Origin of the sequence: Burkholderia sp. BE17 (assembly GCF_009362305.1) — a bacterium.
Lineage (GTDB): Bacteria > Pseudomonadota > Gammaproteobacteria > Burkholderiales > Burkholderiaceae > Burkholderia > Burkholderia pyrrocinia_C.
Genome location: NZ_WHNU01000021.1, coordinates 116,660 through 131,928, shown reverse-complemented (window position 1 = coordinate 131,928; position 15,269 = coordinate 116,660). Strand labels below are relative to the sequence as shown.

15 protein-coding genes are annotated in these 15,269 nt (G+C 67.9%); 8 read left to right on the top strand and 7 right to left on the bottom strand.

What is annotated here, in order from left to right; all coding sequences use genetic code 11:
• Nucleotides 1-25: 25 nt before the first annotated feature.
• Nucleotides 26-2,140 carry a site-specific recombinase gene (locus GD429_RS19605; RefSeq protein ID WP_152859103.1) on the top strand — a complete coding sequence of 705 codons (2,115 nt, stop codon included), beginning with the start codon at nt 26-28 and terminating at the stop codon, nt 2,138-2,140.
• 156 nt (nt 2,141-2,296) lie between these two features.
• The gene (locus GD429_RS19600) at nt 2,297-3,598 is read left to right on the top strand and encodes a THUMP domain-containing class I SAM-dependent RNA methyltransferase (protein ID WP_152859102.1); all 1,302 of its coding nucleotides are present in this window, start codon (nt 2,297-2,299) and stop codon (nt 3,596-3,598) included.
• A 58-nt stretch (nt 3,599-3,656) separates the two neighbouring features.
• Here GD429_RS19600 and GD429_RS19595 read toward each other — a convergent pair whose 3' ends face one another.
• Entirely contained in the window at nt 3,657-4,121 is a 465-nt protein-coding gene (locus GD429_RS19595) for an SRPBCC family protein (RefSeq protein WP_152859099.1), read from the bottom strand.
• Entirely contained in the window at nt 4,114-4,446 is a 333-nt protein-coding gene (locus GD429_RS19590; RefSeq protein ID WP_034182758.1) for an ArsR/SmtB family transcription factor, read from the bottom strand. The genes GD429_RS19595 and GD429_RS19590 overlap by 8 nt, the downstream gene beginning before the upstream one ends.
• Before the next feature lie 169 nt (nt 4,447-4,615).
• On the opposite strand from GD429_RS19590, the gene GD429_RS19585 reads away from it, so the two are divergent.
• A complete protein-coding gene (locus GD429_RS19585) occupies nt 4,616-5,020 on the top strand; it encodes a VOC family protein (RefSeq protein ID WP_152859097.1) in 405 nt (134 codons plus the stop codon).
• A gap of 73 nt (nt 5,021-5,093) precedes the next feature.
• Nucleotides 5,094-5,780, top strand: a complete 687-nt coding sequence (locus tag GD429_RS19580; RefSeq protein WP_034182756.1) for a helix-turn-helix transcriptional regulator — start codon at nt 5,094-5,096, stop codon at nt 5,778-5,780.
• Nucleotides 5,781-5,871: 91 nt separating this feature from the next.
• Here the strand turns inward: GD429_RS19580 and GD429_RS19575 are convergent, their stop codons facing one another.
• The gene (locus GD429_RS19575; protein WP_152859095.1) at nt 5,872-6,795 is read right to left on the bottom strand and encodes a carbon-nitrogen hydrolase family protein; all 924 of its coding nucleotides are present in this window, start codon (nt 6,793-6,795) and stop codon (nt 5,872-5,874) included.
• Nucleotides 6,796-6,875: 80 nt separating this feature from the next.
• On the opposite strand from GD429_RS19575, the gene GD429_RS19570 reads away from it, so the two are divergent.
• Entirely contained in the window at nt 6,876-7,796 is a 921-nt protein-coding gene (locus GD429_RS19570; RefSeq protein WP_152859094.1) for a LysR family transcriptional regulator, read from the top strand.
• Between the two features lie 88 nt (nt 7,797-7,884).
• Here the strand turns inward: GD429_RS19570 and GD429_RS19565 are convergent, their stop codons facing one another.
• From GD429_RS19565 to GD429_RS19555, 3 genes are read right to left on the bottom strand one after another with little or no spacing between them, the layout of a single operon-like run.
• The gene (locus GD429_RS19565; protein WP_152859092.1) at nt 7,885-9,339 is read right to left on the bottom strand and encodes an NAD(P)(+) transhydrogenase (Re/Si-specific) subunit beta; all 1,455 of its coding nucleotides are present in this window, start codon (nt 9,337-9,339) and stop codon (nt 7,885-7,887) included.
• On the bottom strand, nt 9,336-9,662 hold the full coding sequence (locus tag GD429_RS19560; protein ID WP_034182754.1) for an NAD(P) transhydrogenase subunit alpha: 327 nt from the start codon (nt 9,660-9,662) through the stop codon (nt 9,336-9,338). The genes GD429_RS19565 and GD429_RS19560 overlap by 4 nt, the downstream gene beginning before the upstream one ends.
• A gap of 11 nt (nt 9,663-9,673) precedes the next feature.
• A complete protein-coding gene (locus GD429_RS19555; RefSeq protein WP_034182753.1) occupies nt 9,674-10,813 on the bottom strand; it encodes a Re/Si-specific NAD(P)(+) transhydrogenase subunit alpha in 1,140 nt (379 codons plus the stop codon).
• 279 nt (nt 10,814-11,092) lie between these two features.
• On the opposite strand from GD429_RS19555, the gene GD429_RS19550 reads away from it, so the two are divergent.
• From GD429_RS19550 to GD429_RS19540, 3 genes are all read left to right on the top strand, one after another.
• The gene (locus tag GD429_RS19550) at nt 11,093-11,602 is read left to right on the top strand and encodes an NUDIX hydrolase (protein WP_152859090.1); all 510 of its coding nucleotides are present in this window, start codon (nt 11,093-11,095) and stop codon (nt 11,600-11,602) included.
• Nucleotides 11,599-12,747 carry a tRNA 2-thiouridine(34) synthase MnmA gene (gene mnmA / locus GD429_RS19545; protein ID WP_152859088.1) on the top strand — a complete coding sequence of 383 codons (1,149 nt, stop codon included), beginning with the start codon at nt 11,599-11,601 and terminating at the stop codon, nt 12,745-12,747. Before GD429_RS19550 ends, mnmA begins: the two co-directional genes overlap by 4 nt.
• A gap of 118 nt (nt 12,748-12,865) precedes the next feature.
• Nucleotides 12,866-14,485, top strand: coding sequence for an FMN-binding glutamate synthase family protein (locus tag GD429_RS19540; protein ID WP_152859085.1), 1,620 nt, complete (start codon nt 12,866-12,868; stop codon nt 14,483-14,485).
• A 118-nt stretch (nt 14,486-14,603) separates the two neighbouring features.
• Here the strand turns inward: GD429_RS19540 and GD429_RS19535 are convergent, their stop codons facing one another.
• Nucleotides 14,604-15,215 carry a glutathione S-transferase family protein gene (locus tag GD429_RS19535; protein ID WP_105389834.1) on the bottom strand — a complete coding sequence of 204 codons (612 nt, stop codon included), beginning with the start codon at nt 15,213-15,215 and terminating at the stop codon, nt 14,604-14,606.
• Between the last annotated feature and the right edge of the window lie 54 nt (nt 15,216-15,269).

The window sequence follows — 15,269 nt, the reverse complement described above, 5'->3', positions numbered from 1 at the left end:
GCCCAGGGCTTTCGCTATTCCGTTTATGTTTCGTTCCCTGACGACCCTGATCAAGAAGTGGCGCGCGTCGCGCAATGCCGGTCACCAGCTCGATGCGCTGCTCGCGCACGCCGATGCCGATGCGTCGTACGCCGAGCGCAGCGAATGGCTGATCGAGCTCGCGCACTGGCTGCGCCGCAACGGCACGATGCAGGACGCGCCGGCCGAGCGCGATGCCGACGCACGCGCGTATCCGGCCCATGCGCGGCTGCGCTACCTGTTCCACGTGCTCGATCGCAACCCCGCATGGAAAGCGCACGCGGCGCGCATCCTGCGCGGCATCCTGCGCGAGTGCGACGGCATCTCGCTGCTGTGCGACGCCGGCATGCCCGTGCACTCGGGCTTCTTCGGCGCGCTGTTCGAGCGGATCGACTCGTCGCTGATCCCGCCCGCGCCGAACCGCCGCGAGCTGTCGGCGCTGTTCACGCTGATGTTCCCGGCACCCGGGGATGCGCAATGGATCGACGCGCTGCCCGACGACCTGCTCGCACGCCTCGCCGAGCTGTTCTCGTTCGACGTCACCGACGAAGAGCGCCACGAGCCCGGCTCGTTCTCGCGCGACCTGCTGGCCGCGCTGCACAACCTGACCTGCCAGATCAGCTCGACCGGCCTGTCGCAGACGGTGCGCAGCCGGCTGTCCGACGACGATGCGCGCAAGCCGCTCGAAACGCAGCCGTTCTATCGCCTCACGCGCGCGATGCTTGCGGTCGAGACCGCGCACGCGGCCGTCGAGGACGGCGGCGACCCGAGCAAGCTGCTGCACGAGGTGAACTACCTGCGCGTGCTGCTCGACGAATGCCGGATCGCGGTCGACAACGTGTTCTCGCACCTGTACCGCAACGGCGTGTCGGTCGACATCGTGTTCCAGGTCGAACGAATGCGCATGCGCATCCTGCGCGCCGAAACGCTGCTGAACGCGTGGATGGCACGCGACGACCTGCACGGGATGGCACACCTGACGGCCGAGCTGGTCGACGCGAACCAGAACAGCCAGAGCGTCACGCACCTCGTGCGCAGCAACTTCTCGCTGTTCGCGCGCAAGCTCGTCGAGACCAACGCGGACACCGGCGAGCACTACATCTCGCGCGGCCGCGCCGAGTACCTGAAGATGCTGCGGATGGCCGCGGGCGGCGGCCTCGTCACGGTCGTGACCGTGTGCGTGAAGTTCGCGATCACGGGCGCGCACCTGCAGTCGATGCTCGAAGGGCTGCTCGCGGGCATCAACTACGCGGCCAGCTTCATGCTGATGCACTTCCTGCACTTCACGCTCGCGACCAAGCAGCCCGCGATGACCGCGCCGACGCTCGCGCGCGAACTCGACGACACCGGCCGCGAGGAAGGCGTGAAGGCGTTCGTGTCGTCGGTGATCGCGCTGATCCGCACGCAGGCGGCCGCGATTTCCGGCAACGTGCTCGTCGTGCTGCCCGTGTGCCTGCTCGTGCAGCTGTTCGCGGGCAACGTGCTGCACACGAACCTGATCTCGCCGGAGAAGGCGCACGCGACGCTGCACTCGTTCTCGCTGCTCGGCCCGACGCCGCTCTACGCGGCGCTGACGGGCGTGCTGCTGTGGGCGTCGAGCCTGCTCGCGGGCTGGGCCGACAACTGGTTCGTGCTGCACCGGGTCGGCGACGCGCTCACGTACAACCGCCGGCTGCGCCTGACGCTCGGCGCGGCCGGCGCCGCGAAGCTCGCGCACTTCTGCCGGTCGAACGTCGCGGGCGTGGTCGCGAACGTCGGCCTCGGCCTGATGCTCGGCCTCGTTCCGGCGATCGTCACCGTGTTCATGTTCCCGTTCGAGGTTCGGCACGTGACGCTGTCGGCCGGCTCGATCGGGGTCGCGCTCGGCGTGCTGGGCAAGGACGCGCTCGGGACGCCCGAGCTGTGGTGGGCCGGCGCCGGCGTGCTCAGCATGGCGATCCTCAACGTGCTCGTGAGCTTCGCGCTCGCGTTCACGATGGCCGTACGCTCGCGCAGCCTGCGCCCGACCAAGGTGCGCGCGCTCGTCGGCGCGATCGTCCGCACGGTGCTGTCCAATCCGCTCGCGCTGTTCTGGCCGGCCGCCAGCCAGGCCGCACGCACCGGCCAGCCGGGCGCGCACTGAGCCTGAGGCGGCGCGGCGGTGCCCGGCCGGGCGCCGCCGCGCCGGCCTCCCGGCGCGCGAAAGCAGCCGTCGCACCCGCGTCTACCCGCCGAAACGCCGGCCCCGGTCGCCCGCGCCGCGTACAATGGTGGACTTTTGCACGTCCTCTCCCGCCTTATGTCCTCGCCCACCCTGTACGAATTCTTCGCCCCCTGCCCGCGCGGCCTCGAAGCGGCGCTTGCCGCCGAGCTGGCCGAAATCGCCGGCCGCCACCTGAACGGCGCGCCGTTCACCGCGGGCGCGCAGGTGCCGGGCGGCGTCCATTTCAGCGGCGGCTGGGCCGCCGGCATGGCCGCGAACCTCCATTCGCGGATCGCGAGCCGAATCCTGCTGAAGATCGCGCACCGCGCGTACCGCAACGAGCAGGATGTCTATGCGCTCGCGCTCGAGCAGCCGTGGGAGCGCTGGTTCGCGGCGACGCAGACGCTGCGCGTCGACATCACCGCGATCAAGTCGCCGCTGAAAAGCCTCGAATTCGCGACGTTGCGCGTGAAGGACGCGATCTGCGACCGGATGCGCGACAAGACCGGCGCGCGCCCGAGCATCGACACGGGTGCGCCGGACGTGCGCGTGTTCGCATTCCTGACGGCCAACGAGTGCACGCTGTACCTCGACACGTCGGGCGAGCCGCTGTTCAAGCGCGGCTGGCGTCTCGACAAGGGTGCGGCGCCGCTGCGCGAGAACCTCGCGGCCGGCATCCTGCGCCTGACGGGCTGGGCGCCCGGCACGCCGCTGTACGACCCGATGTGCGGCAGCGGCACGTTCCTCGCAGAAGCCGCGCAGATCGCGCTCGGCGTGGCGCCCGGGGTCGAGCGCCGGTTCGGCTTCGAAAAGCTCAAGCAGTACGACATCACCGCGTGGCAGGGGCTGAAGGTCCCGGCGCTGGACGCGAAACGCGCGGCGCGCGGCAAGCGCGGCGACGCGCTCGGCGTATACGGCAGCGACATTTCCGGCGACATGCTCGAGAAGGCGCGCGCGAACCTCGAGCGCGCTGGCGTGCCGTCGGTGTGGCTCAAGCAGGTCGACGCCCGCGGGATGACGCCGCCGTGCGACGGGCCAGGCATCATTCTCGCGAACCCGCCGTACGGCGAGCGGATCGAAGTGCGCGGCCGCAGCGCGCGCGGCGAGGTACGCGAGACGGGCCGCAACCGCGGCAACGACGATGCGTTCCGCCGCACGCACACCGACGCGCCCGACAGCGAGTTCTTCAACGCGCTCGGCGATGCGCTGAAACAGCGCTTCACGGGCTGGCAGGCGTTCCTACTGACGTCCGACCGTTCGCTGCCGGGCCAGTTGCGGCTGCGCGAATCGGCGAAGACGCCGCTGTTCAACGGCGCGCTCGAATGCCGGCTGTTCCGTTTCGACCTGATCGCCGGCAGCGTGAAGGCGCGCCCGGCCGCGCCGGAAGGCGACGCGTAAGCGACACCATCGCGCGGGGCCGCCATTGCGGCGCCCGCGCGCTCCTCCCCGGCGCGCGTCAGTGCTTCGACTTCGACCAGCGCGCCATCGTGAACGGCAGCGCGTGCCCCGTCTCGAGCAGCGTCTTCAGGCTCGACAGCACGACCGGCCATCCGCCGCGAATCCCGCGATCCATCTCCGAACCGGCCACGAGCCCGTCGTGCGTGACGGTCAGCTTCACGACATCCTCGAACGGCTCGACGAGATAGGTCACGCGCGACTCCTCGCCGTCTCCCGACGGCGTACGCCACGTGACGACCAGCCGGCGCGGCGGATCGTTCTCGACCACTTCGCCGACGATATCGACCCGCGACGGATCGTCGTAATCCTGATGTTCCCATCGCGAGCCCGGCCGCCAGTCGGGCGACGCGTTGCGATGCCGTACCCAGTAGTCCTTCGTCAGCTCGGCGTTGGTCAACGCGTCGAACACGCGCTCGGGCGTCGCCGCGATGAAGGTCACGTACACAAAGGCGGGGTTAGCCATCGTCGTCTCCTGTGCCGCGGGCCGCTTCCAGCCCGCGCTTGAGATCCGCCAACGCCTGCAGGCGCTGACGCTCGAACTTGCCGATCCAGCGTTCCGCGATGTCGTGGATCGGCACCGGATTCAGGTAATGCAGCTTCTCCCTGCCGCGCCATGCAGTTGCGACGAGGTTCGCGGCCTCGAGCAGCGCGAGATGCTTGCTCACGGCCTGCCGGCTCATCGCGAGTCCGTCGCACAGTTCGGACAGGGTCTGGCCGCTTTTCGCATGCAGCAGGTCGAGCAACTGACGGCGCGTGGCATCGGCCAGCGCCTTGAAAACGAGATCCATGCCGCTCCCGGGTCGATGGCTTTATTATGCAACCAAATGGTTGCATGTCAAGGATGACAACTCTACTGACAATACGGTGTCAGCAGGCCGCGATCACACTGCAATCCCGGCGCAATGCAACGCTGGTTTCCACACAGAACCCGAATAACAACGCAACAAGGAGTTCGTCATGACGTCCGCAACTGCCACCGCAACCCTGGAACGCGCGATCGCGTGGTTCGACATTCCGTCCCTCGATTTCGACCGCGCGATCCGTTTTTACGAAACCGTGCTGCAAACCACGCTGCAGCGCGACGTGATCGGCGGCGTGCCGATGGCCGTGTTCGATCACGAGGCGTCGAACACGGGCGGCAGCATCGTGTTCGATCCGCAGCAGATGAAGCCGAGCGCGAACGGCGTGCTGGTCTACCTGAACGCCGGCGACTCGGTCGTCGCGGCGCTCGAACGCGCGAAGCGCGCGGGCGGCGTCGTGCAGGGCTCGGTCGTCGAGCTGCCGAACAACTACGGCTACATCGGCTACCTGATCGATACCGAAGGCAACCGCGTCGGCCTGCACGCGCCGAAATGCCACTGAGCACGTCGGCCATCGGGCCGGCGCGGCGCTATCATCGCGAAGTCCCCTTAGCCGTTGAAATCGAGGTGCTGCCATGACGCGCCGTGCCGACCGCCTGTTCCAGATCGCCGAGCTGTTGCGCGGGCGCCGTCTCACGACCGCGCAGCAGCTGGCCGACTGGCTGTCGGTGTCGCCTCGCACGGTCTATCGCGACGTGCGCGATCTGCAACTGTCAGGGGTGCCGATCGAAGGCGAAGCCGGCATCGGCTACCGGCTGAACCGCAACGCGAGCCTGCCGCCGCTCACGTTCACGGCCGAGGAGCTTGCGGCGCTCGCCACCGGCGCGCGCATGCTCGAGACCTGGGGCGGTGCGCGCTTCGCGAGCGGCGCCCGTTCGGCGCTCGCCAAGATAGCGTCGGCGATGCCGGCCGACAAGCGCACGGCGCTCGACCGCCTGCCCGTGTTCGCGCCGTCGTTCCACATCGACGAGACGTTCTGCGCGAAGGTCGACGCGATCCACCAGGCCATCGACACGCGCCACATCGTCAGCTTCGGCTACCGCGACCGGCTGGGCGCGCATTCGCAGCGCCGCGTGTGGCCGCTCGGGCTCGTCTACTGGGGCGGGCGCTGGACGATCGGCGCGTGGTGCGAGCTGCGCGACGATTTCCGCACCTTCGACATCGCGCGGATGGGCGACATCACCGTGCACGAGCAGTTTCCGGACATGGAAGGACGGCGGATCGCCGACTACATGCGGATCGCGGAAGCGCCGATGCGCTGACGCGGCACGACGGCAGGCGCGCACCGCGCGGCTGCGCGCCGCCGCCGTCCGTTCCCCGGGCCGCCCCGCGCAGTACCCGGCCCGCCTTTCCCTACGCGCCGAACACCACCGGCCGCTTCGGCCGCTCGTCGACATGCAGCGAAAACACGTCGGCACGCGCATAGTGGCCGACGACGTCGAAGTCGTAGCGTGCGCGCACGAGATCGTCGGTATCGATGCACGCGGTCACGAGCCCGGCCTCGCCGATCAGCGGGTCCGTCAGCAGGTCGCCGAGCGGCCCGACGATCACGCTGCCGCCGCGGATCAGCGGCCGCTCGGGATCCCAGCCCGGTACGTCGATGCCGAGCGCGCGCGGCGACGGCTGCACCTGGCACGCGCTGACGACGAAGCAACGCCCCTCGTGCGCGATGTGCCGCATCGAGCTCTGCCACAGGTCGCGCTCGTCGACGGTCGGCGCACACCAGATCTGCACGCCTTTCGCATACATCGCGCAGCGCAGCAGCGGCATGTGATTCTCCCAGCAGATCGCGGCGCCCGCGCGTCCCGCTGCCGTGTCGACGACCGGCAGCGTCGAGCCGTCGCCCTGCCCCCAGATCAGCCGTTCGGTGCCGGTCGGCATCAGCTTGCGGTGCTTCGCGACGAGCCCGTCGCGCTGATCGAAGAACAGTGCCGTGCAATACAGCGTGCTGCCGCCGCGCTCGATCACGCCGACCACGAGGCTCGCGCCCGTGCGCTGCGACAGCGCGGCCAGCTCGTCGGTTTCGGGGCCCGGCACGTCGATCGCCTGCGCTGCGTAGCGCGCGTACGCGTCGCGGCCCTCGGGCAACCGGTAGCCGAGCCGCGTGCCGAAGATCTCGCCTTTCGGATAGCCGCCGAGCACGGCCTCGGGCATCACGACGAGCGACGCGCCGCTGTCGCGGATCGCGGTTTCGTAGCCGAGGATCGTGTCGAGCGTGGCGCGCGTGCCGGCGGGCGATGCGCCGATCTGCAGTGCGGCGATGACGGACGTGGACATGAGGGCGTCTCCGTTGAATGGGGTGACGCCATCTTTATCGATAAAATCTCATCGATCAAATCGATACAACGATATGTGTCATGAACCAGGATGATATCGCCAGCCTCGACCTGAACCTGCTGAAGGTGTTCGAGGCGCTGTACGAGGAAGGCGGTGCGAGCCGCGCGGCGCTGCGGCTCGGCCTCACGCAGTCGGCCGTCAGCGCGGCGCTCGCGCGGCTGCGCGTGATCTATGCCGATCCGCTGTTCGTGCGCACCGGTCGCGGGCTCGCGCCGACGCCGCGCGCGGACGAACTGAAGCCGATCCTGTCCGATGCGCTCGACCGCTGCCGCGAAAGCCTCGCGATCGCGGCCGACGGCGGCGACCGAGTCGGCCGCACGATCTCGATCGGGCTGTCGGACGACTTCGAGATCGCGCTCGGCCGCGCGCTGATCGATGCGGTCGCGCGGGAAGCCGCGAGCATCCGGCTGATCTTCCGGCAAACGCACAGCGGCATCGCCGGCGATGCGCTGCTGCGGCACGGCGTCGATCTCGCGATCGCGTCGGGCGGGTTCTCTGCGAACGGGCTCAGCCGGCGCGCGGTCGCGACCGGCGGCTACGCGTGCCTGATCGATCCGGCCGCCCGCGCGCGGCCGCCGCGCACGCTCACGCTCGACGATTTCCTGCGGCGCGACCACCTGCTCGTCTCGTCGGGCGGCGTGATCGGGATCGTCGACGAGGCGCTGGCCGCGCTCGGCCACAAGCGGCGCGTCGCGGCATCGACCACGCATTTCGCCGCGTTGCCGTACCTGCTCGCCGGCTCCGACGCGGTGGCGACGATTCCCGCGCACGCGGCGCGCACGATCGCGCAATCGGCGCCGCTGCGCGCGCTCGAGTGCCCGGTCGAGCTGCCGCGCTATCCGGTGGAAATCGGCTGGCGCACGAGCACGCAGCGCGACCCGGCGATCGTGCGCGTCCGGGACACGATCGCCGCGTGCATCGCGGACCTCGTCGCGCCATGAAAAAGACCCGGCCGGCTTGCGCCGGTCGGGCCTGTCCTGTCGGGCCGCCCCTGCATTGAAGCAGGCGCCCGCGTTGCCGGTGCGTGCGTTACTCGACGGCCTTCACCATGTCCTCGATGACCTTCTTCGCATCGCCGAAGACCATCATCGTCTTGTCCATGTAGAACAGGTCGTTGTCGAGGCCTGCGTAGCCGGCCGCCATCGAACGCTTGTTGACGATCACCGTGCGCGCCTTGTACGCCTCGATGATCGGCATCCCCGCGATCGGCGATTTCGGATCGTTCTTCGCAGCCGGGTTCACCACGTCGTTCGCGCCTAGCACGAGCACCACGTCGGCCTGGCCCAACTCGCCGTTGATGTCCTCCATCTCGAACACGATGTCGTACGGCACTTCCGCTTCCGCGAGCAGCACGTTCATGTGCCCCGGCATCCGCCCGGCAACCGGGTGGATCGCATAACGCACGTCGACGCCCTTCTCGATCAGCTTGTCGGTCAGCTCCTTCAGCGCGTGCTGCGCGCGGGCGACCGCGAGGCCGTAGCCCGGCACGATCACGATCGATTCCGCGTTGCCGAGCATGAACGACGCATCCTCGGCCGAGCCCGACTTCACCGGCCGCTGCTCCTGTGCGCCCGCCGCGCCGCCGGCCGACGCCTCGCCGCCGAAGCCGCCGAGGATCACGTTGAAGAACGAACGGTTCATCGCGTGGCACATGATGTACGACAGGATCGCACCCGACGAGCCGACCAACGAGCCTGCGATGATCAGCATCGCGTTGTTAAGCGAGAAGCCGATGCCGGCCGCCGCCCAGCCCGAGTACGAGTTCAGCATCGACACGACCACCGGCATGTCCGCGCCGCCGATCGGGATGATGATCAGCACGCCGAGCACGAACGCGATCGCCGTCATGATGATGAACGGCAGCCACGCCTGCGTGATGACGAACAGGATGCCGAAGCCGAGCATCGCGATCGCGAGCATCAGGTTGATCAGGTGCTGGCCCGCATACACGACCGGCGCGCCCTGGAACAGCCGGAACTTGTACTTGCCCGACAGCTTGCCGAACGCGATCACCGACCCGGAGAACGTGATCGCGCCGACGAACGTGCCGATGAACAGCTCGACGCGGTTGCCGTACGGGATGAAGTTCGACGCGACGGCGTCCTGCGGCACGAGCCCGAACGCTTCCGGCTCCGACACCACCGCATAGGCGATGCACACGGCCGCGAGACCGATCAGCGAGTGCATCGCCGCGACGAGTTCCGGCATCTTCGTCATCTCGACGCGCGCGGCGACGAACGCACCGACACCGCCGCCGACGACCAGCGCGCCGAGCACCAGCGCAATGCCGAGCGGCAGGTTCGCGCCGAGCCAGGCCGCCTGCTTGACGATCAGCGCGACCGTCGTGAGGATCGCGATGGCCATCCCGACCATCCCGAACAGGTTGCCGCGCCGCGCGCTCTTCGGGTTCGACAGGCCTTTCAGCGCCTGGATGAAGCACACCGATGCGACGAGGTACAGCAGCGTAACGACGTTCATGCTCATCGCGCACCCTCCTTGCCGCCCTCGACACGCTTGGGCTCCTTCTTGCGGAACATCTCGAGCATTCGCCTCGTCACGAGAAAGCCGCCGAACACGTTGACGGCCGCGAGCGCGACCGCGAGCGTGCCGAAGAACTTGCCGGTCACGCCGACGGTGAGCGCCGCCGCGAGCATCGCGCCGACGATCACGATCGCCGAGATCGCATTGGTCACGGCCATCAGCGGCGTGTGCAGCGCCGGCGTGACGTTCCAGACGACGTGGTAGCCGACGTACACCGCCAGCACGAAGATGATCACGTTGATCACCGTGTGATTGATGACTTCCATGGTCTCCTCCGTTATTTGCGCGTGACTTCGCCGTCGCGGCACAGCAGCGTCGCGGCGACGATGTCGTCGGTCAGGTCGATGTTCAGCGTGCCTTCCTTCGTGACGATCAGCTTCATGAAGTCGAGCAGGTTGCGCGCGTACAGCGCCGACGCGTCCGACGCGACCATCGATGCGAGGTTCGTGTAGCCGGCAATCGTCACGCCGTTGTGCACGATCACCTGGTCGGCGACCGTCAGCGGGCAGTTGCCGCTCTTCCTGCCGTCGAATTCCGGGCCGCGGCCGGCCGCGAGATCGACGAGCACCGAGCCCGGCTTCATCGACTGCGCGGTTTCGACCGAGATCAGCGTCGGCGCCGGGCGCCCGGGAATCAGCGCGGTGGTGATCACGATGTCGGCCTGCTTCGCGCGCTCGTGCACGAGCGCGGCCTGGCGGCCGAGCCACGACGGCGGCATCGGGCGCGCATAACCGCCGACACCCTGCGCGGCCTCGCGCTCTTCGTCGGTTTCGAACGGGACGTCGAGGAATTTCGCGCCGAGCGACTCGATCTGCTCCTTCACGGCCGGCCGCACGTCGGATGCCTCGATCACGGCACCCAGCCGCTTCGCGGTCGCGATCGCCTGCAGGCCCGCGACGCCCGCGCCGAGAATCAGCACGCGCGCGGCCTTCACCGTGCCCGCGGCCGTCATCAGCATCGGGAAGAAGCGCGGATACAGCGCCGCGGCAACCAGCACGGCCTTGTAGCCCGCGATGTTCGCCTGCGACGACAGCACGTCGAGACTCTGCGCACGCGTCGTACGCGGCGCGGCTTCGAGCGCGAAGCCCGTCACGCCGGCCGCCGCGAGTTTCGCCGCCTGCTCGCCGTTGAACGGCTCGAGCATGCCGACCAGCACGGAGCCGCGCTTCAGCGAAGGCAGTTCCGCGTCGGTGGGCGCCTGGACCTTCAACACGATGTCGGCATCAAAAGCAGCCGACTGGTCGGTCAATTCGGCACCGGCGGCCGCATAGGCCTGGTCGGGATAGCTGGCTGCAACGCCGGCCCCTTTCGCGATACTGACGCGATGGCCGGCAGCCGCGTATTTCTTCACGGTTTCCGGCGTCGCAGCCACACGCGCCTCGTTCGCCCGCGTTTCAGCAGGCACTCCAATATGCATCGTCGGTTCCTCCAGTCATTGTCAGTATTTCTTTTCTTGCGATTTTTACTGCACAACGAGCCGGACAGGCTGACTTACCGGCTCACGGGCAACGGCGTTCACGCTGCACTTTAACCGAAAGCGATGGTTGCGCCAGCACCTTCCGCACGATCGTGCGCGAATGCGACATTAACCCGGCTCGTAGCGCCACGCATCGGCGGGACGGACGATTTGCGAGGGTCGGATTCGTCTAACGAGACGCCGGGCAGCGTTCGGGCGCAACCGGTAAAATGCCGAACCATGAAACCCGAAATCTGGACCCCGCATGTGACGGTCGCCGCGCTCGTCGAGCACGCCGGCCGTTTTCTCGTGATCGAGGAAGAAACCTCGACGGGCCTGCGCATCAACCAGCCGGCCGGCCACCTCGAGGCCGGCGAAACGCTGGCCGACGCCGTGATCCGCGAGACGCTCGAGGAAACCGCGCACCCGTTCACGCCCGACGCGCTCGTCGGCGTCTATCTCGCGCACTACGACCGTCCCGGCAGCGCCGGTGCGACCTACCTGCGCTTCACGTTCTGCGGCACGGCCGGCGAGCCGGTCGCGGACCACGTGCTCGACGACGGCATCGTCCGCACGCTGTGGTTGACGGCCGACGAACTGCGCGCATGCAGCGAGCGCCATCGCTCGCCCGCGGTGATGCGCTGCGTCGACGACTATCTCGCCGGGCGGCGCATTCCGCTCGATTTCGTGCACACGCATTCGGTCGCGCCGCGCCCCGAGGCATTCGAACGTCAGGCGGTCAGCAAATGAGTAAGCGCCGTGTAGTGGTGGGCATGTCGGGCGGCGTCGATTCGTCGGTGACCGCGTGGCTGCTGAAGGAACAGGGCTACGACGTGGTCGGCCTGTTCATGAAGAACTGGGAAGACGACGACGACGGCGAATACTGCTCGACGCGCCAGGACTGGATCGACGTCGTGTCGGTGGCCGACCTGATCGGCATCGACGTGGAAGCCGTCAACTTCGCGGCGGAATACAAGGATCGCGTGTTCGCCGAGTTCCTGCGCGAATACTCGGCCGGCCGCACGCCGAACCCCGACGTGCTGTGCAACGCCGAAATCAAGTTCAAGGCGTTCCTCGATCACGCGATGTCGCTCGACGCGGAAATGATCGCGACCGGCCACTATGCGCGCGTGCGCGAGCGCGACGGGCGTTTCGAACTGCTGAAGGCTTTCGATCACACGAAAGACCAGTCGTACTTCCTGCACCGGCTGAACCAGGCGCAACTGTCGAAGACGATGTTCCCGCTCGGCGAGATCCCGAAGACCAAGGTGCGCGAGATCGCCGCGCAGATCGGGCTGCCGAACGCGAAGAAGAAGGATTCGACCGGCATCTGCTTCATCGGCGAACGGCCGTTCCGCGATTTCCTGAACCGCTACCTGCCGACGAAACCCGGCCCGATGAAGACGCCCGACGGCAAGGTCGTCGGCGAGCACATCGGCCTCGCGTTCTACACGTTCGGCCAGCGCAAGGGCATAGGCCTCGGCGGCAGCAAGAGCGGCAGCGGCGAGCCGTGGTTCGTCGCCGCGAAGGACATCGCGTCGAACACGCTGTATGTCGTGCAGGGCCACGATCATCCGTGGCTGCTGTCGCGGCAGCTCGTCGCCGGCAACGTGAGCTGGGTCGCCGGCGAGCCGCCGGCGGAAGGCTTCGCGTGCGGCGCGAAGACGCGCTATCGGCAGGCCGATGCCGCGTGCACGTTTGCACGTGCCGGCGGCGAGCGCTTCTCGCTCGCGTTCGACGACGCGCAGTGGGCCGTCACGCCCGGCCAGTCGGCCGTGCTGTACGACGGCGAGATCTGTCTCGGCGGCGGCATCATCGAGTTCGCGGCAACCGGCCAGCCGGGCCAGGCAGCGCCCGCGGAAGGCCACGCAACGGCGCTCGCCGAAGCACGCTGACACACATTCGGTTTAGACTTGCGGCACGCCGCGCCCGGCGGAACACGATTCCGCCGAGGCCCGCGTGCCGCCGCGCAGCGTACGCATGGCGGCATTTCAAGATTCTTACGGAGTCCCCATGCTTTCAAGACGCTATCTGGCGATGTGGTGTGCCGTCCTGCTGCTCGCTGCGACGGCCTCACTCGCGTCGATCCACGCACTCTCGTGGCTGTGGATCCTGATCCCCGCCGCCCTCGTCGCGCTCGGCCTGTACGACCTGAAGCAGGACCGCCACGCGATCCTGCGCAACTACCCGCTCTGGGGCCACTTCCGCTTCCTGTTCGAGTTCATCCGCCCCGAGATCCGCCAGTACTTCGTCGAGGACGACACCGACGAGAAACCGTTCTCGCGCGCGCAGCGCAGCCTCGTCTACCAGCGCGCGAAGAACGTCGCCGACAATCGCCCGTACGGCACCGAGCTGAACGTGAAGGCCGTCGCGCACGAATGGATCAGCCACTCGCTCGCACCGACGAAACTGCCGAACCACGATTTCCGCATCCGCGTCGGCGCGAATCGCGCGCAACCCTACGACATTTCGATCTTCAACATCTCGGCAATGAGCTTCGGCTCGCTGTCCGCGAACGCGATCCGCTCGCTGAACCTCGGCGCGAAGAAAGGCGGTTTCGCGCACGACACCGGCGAAGGCTCGCTGTCGAAGTACCATCGCGAGAACGGCGGCGACATCATCTGGGAAATCGCGTCGGGCTACTTCGGCTGCCGCAACGACGACGGCACGTTCAACCCCGACAAGTTCGCGAAGCAGGCCGCCGATCCGCAGGTCAAGATGATCGAGGTGAAGCTGTCGCAGGGCGCGAAGCCCGGCCACGGCGGCATGCTGCCGGCCGCGAAGATCACGCCGGAGATCGCCGAGACGCGCGGCGTGCCGATGGGCAAGGACTGCATCTCGCCCGCCACGCATTCGGAATTCTCGACGCCGCGCGGGCTGCTCGAATTCGTCGAGCGCCTGCGCACGCTGTCGGGCGGCAAGCCGACCGGCTTCAAGCTGTGCGTCGGCCATCCGTGGGAGTTCTTCGGGATCGCGAAGGCGATGGTCGAGACCGGCATCGTGCCGGACTTCATCGTCGTCGACGGCGCGGAAGGCGGCACGGGTGCAGCGCCGCTCGAATTCACCGACCATGTCGGCGTGCCGCTGCAGGAAGGGCTGCTGCTCGTGCACAACACGCTCGTCGGGATCGGCGTGCGCGACCGCGTGAAGATCGGCGCGAGCGGCAAGATCATCTCCGCGTTCGACGTCGCGCGCACGCTCGCGATCGGCGCGGACTGGGTGAACTCGGCGCGCGGCTTCATGTTCGCGGTCGGCTGCATCCAGGCGCAGACCTGCCACACGGGCCGCTGCCCGACCGGCGTCGCGACGCAGGACCCGGTGCGCCAGCGCGCACTCGTCGTGCCCGACAAGGCCGACCGCGTGTACAACTTCCACCGCAATACGCTGCACGCGCTGCAGGAACTCGTACAGGCGGCCGGCCTCGCGCATCCGTCCGAGCTGCGCGCGCATCACATCGTGCAGCGCGTCGCGCCGCACGAGGTCCGGCTGATGTCGCAGTTGCTGAAGTACCTGAAGCCCGGCGCGCTGCTCGACGGCCAGACCTGCGGCTTCTCGCTGTACGACAAGTGGTGGCCGATCGCGCGCAGCGATTCGTTCACGCTCGGCGAGGCCGTGTACGCGTCGATCGAGTGACGCTCGCGACCGCCCAGGTACCGGGCGGCCCGGCAAAAAGAAAAGCGCCCCGCGGGGCGCTTTTCTTTCGTCTGCCGAATGTGTGACTGCGTGGCGTGAATGCGTGGCCGGCAGCGGCTCAGTTCTGCGGCAGCGTGTCGGCGAACGACTGCCGCTGCAGCAGCTTCACGAAGTGCTTGTCGAGGTTGGGGTGACGATCGCGCCAGTTGACCTCGGGCATCCGGAAGTCGAGATAGCCGAGCGCGCAGCCGAGTGCGATGTCGGCGAGCGAGTAATGATTACCGACGCACCACGTCTTGCTGCCGAGACCCTGCGACATCGCAACGAGCGCATCGTCGATCTTGCGCTGCTGGCGCGCGATCCAGCTCGCGCTGCGCTGCACCTCGTCGCGCATCGTGTGTTCGAGACGAATCGCGACCGCCGCGTCGAGCACGCCGTCGCCCAACGCTTCCCAGCAGCGCACTTCGACGCGCTCGCGGCCCGACGGCGGAATCAGCTTGCCGACCGGCGACAGCGTATCGACGTATTCGCAGATCACGCGGGAATCGAACACCGCGGCACCATCCTCCATCACGAGGCACGGGACCTTGCCGAGCGGATTCGATGCATGAATATCCGTCTCCGGCGCCCACACGTTCTCGAGCTCCAGCTTGTAGTCGATCTTCTTTTCAGCGAGCACGATCCGCGCCTTTCGGACGTACGGGCTGCTGAGCGAACCGATTAATTTCATCATCTGCCTTTTTAAGGGAACCGCCGAGAGTATACGTTGTCGCCGATCATAACC

Coding starts and splice junctions, on each gene's coding strand:
- GD429_RS19605 (WP_152859103.1), top strand. CDS start 26: ATGTTTCGTTCCCTGACGACCCTGATCAAGAAGTGGCGCGCGTCGCGC.
- GD429_RS19555 (WP_034182753.1), bottom strand. CDS start 10,813: ATGCATATTGGAGTGCCTGCTGAAACGCGGGCGAACGAGGCGCGTGTG.
- GD429_RS19590 (WP_034182758.1), bottom strand. CDS start 4,446: ATGGATCTCGTTTTCAAGGCGCTGGCCGATGCCACGCGCCGTCAGTTG.
- GD429_RS19550 (WP_152859090.1), top strand. CDS start 11,093: ATGAAACCCGAAATCTGGACCCCGCATGTGACGGTCGCCGCGCTCGTC.
- GD429_RS19580 (WP_034182756.1), top strand. CDS start 5,094: ATGACGCGCCGTGCCGACCGCCTGTTCCAGATCGCCGAGCTGTTGCGC.
- GD429_RS19535 (WP_105389834.1), bottom strand. CDS start 15,215: ATGAAATTAATCGGTTCGCTCAGCAGCCCGTACGTCCGAAAGGCGCGG.
- GD429_RS19600 (WP_152859102.1), top strand. CDS start 2,297: ATGTCCTCGCCCACCCTGTACGAATTCTTCGCCCCCTGCCCGCGCGGC.
- GD429_RS19570 (WP_152859094.1), top strand. CDS start 6,876: ATGAACCAGGATGATATCGCCAGCCTCGACCTGAACCTGCTGAAGGTG.
- GD429_RS19560 (WP_034182754.1), bottom strand. CDS start 9,662: ATGGAAGTCATCAATCACACGGTGATCAACGTGATCATCTTCGTGCTG.
- GD429_RS19595 (WP_152859099.1), bottom strand. CDS start 4,121: ATGGCTAACCCCGCCTTTGTGTACGTGACCTTCATCGCGGCGACGCCC.
- mnmA (WP_152859088.1), top strand. CDS start 11,599: ATGAGTAAGCGCCGTGTAGTGGTGGGCATGTCGGGCGGCGTCGATTCG.
- GD429_RS19575 (WP_152859095.1), bottom strand. CDS start 6,795: ATGTCCACGTCCGTCATCGCCGCACTGCAGATCGGCGCATCGCCCGCC.
- GD429_RS19585 (WP_152859097.1), top strand. CDS start 4,616: ATGACGTCCGCAACTGCCACCGCAACCCTGGAACGCGCGATCGCGTGG.
- GD429_RS19540 (WP_152859085.1), top strand. CDS start 12,866: ATGCTTTCAAGACGCTATCTGGCGATGTGGTGTGCCGTCCTGCTGCTC.
- GD429_RS19565 (WP_152859092.1), bottom strand. CDS start 9,339: ATGAGCATGAACGTCGTTACGCTGCTGTACCTCGTCGCATCGGTGTGC.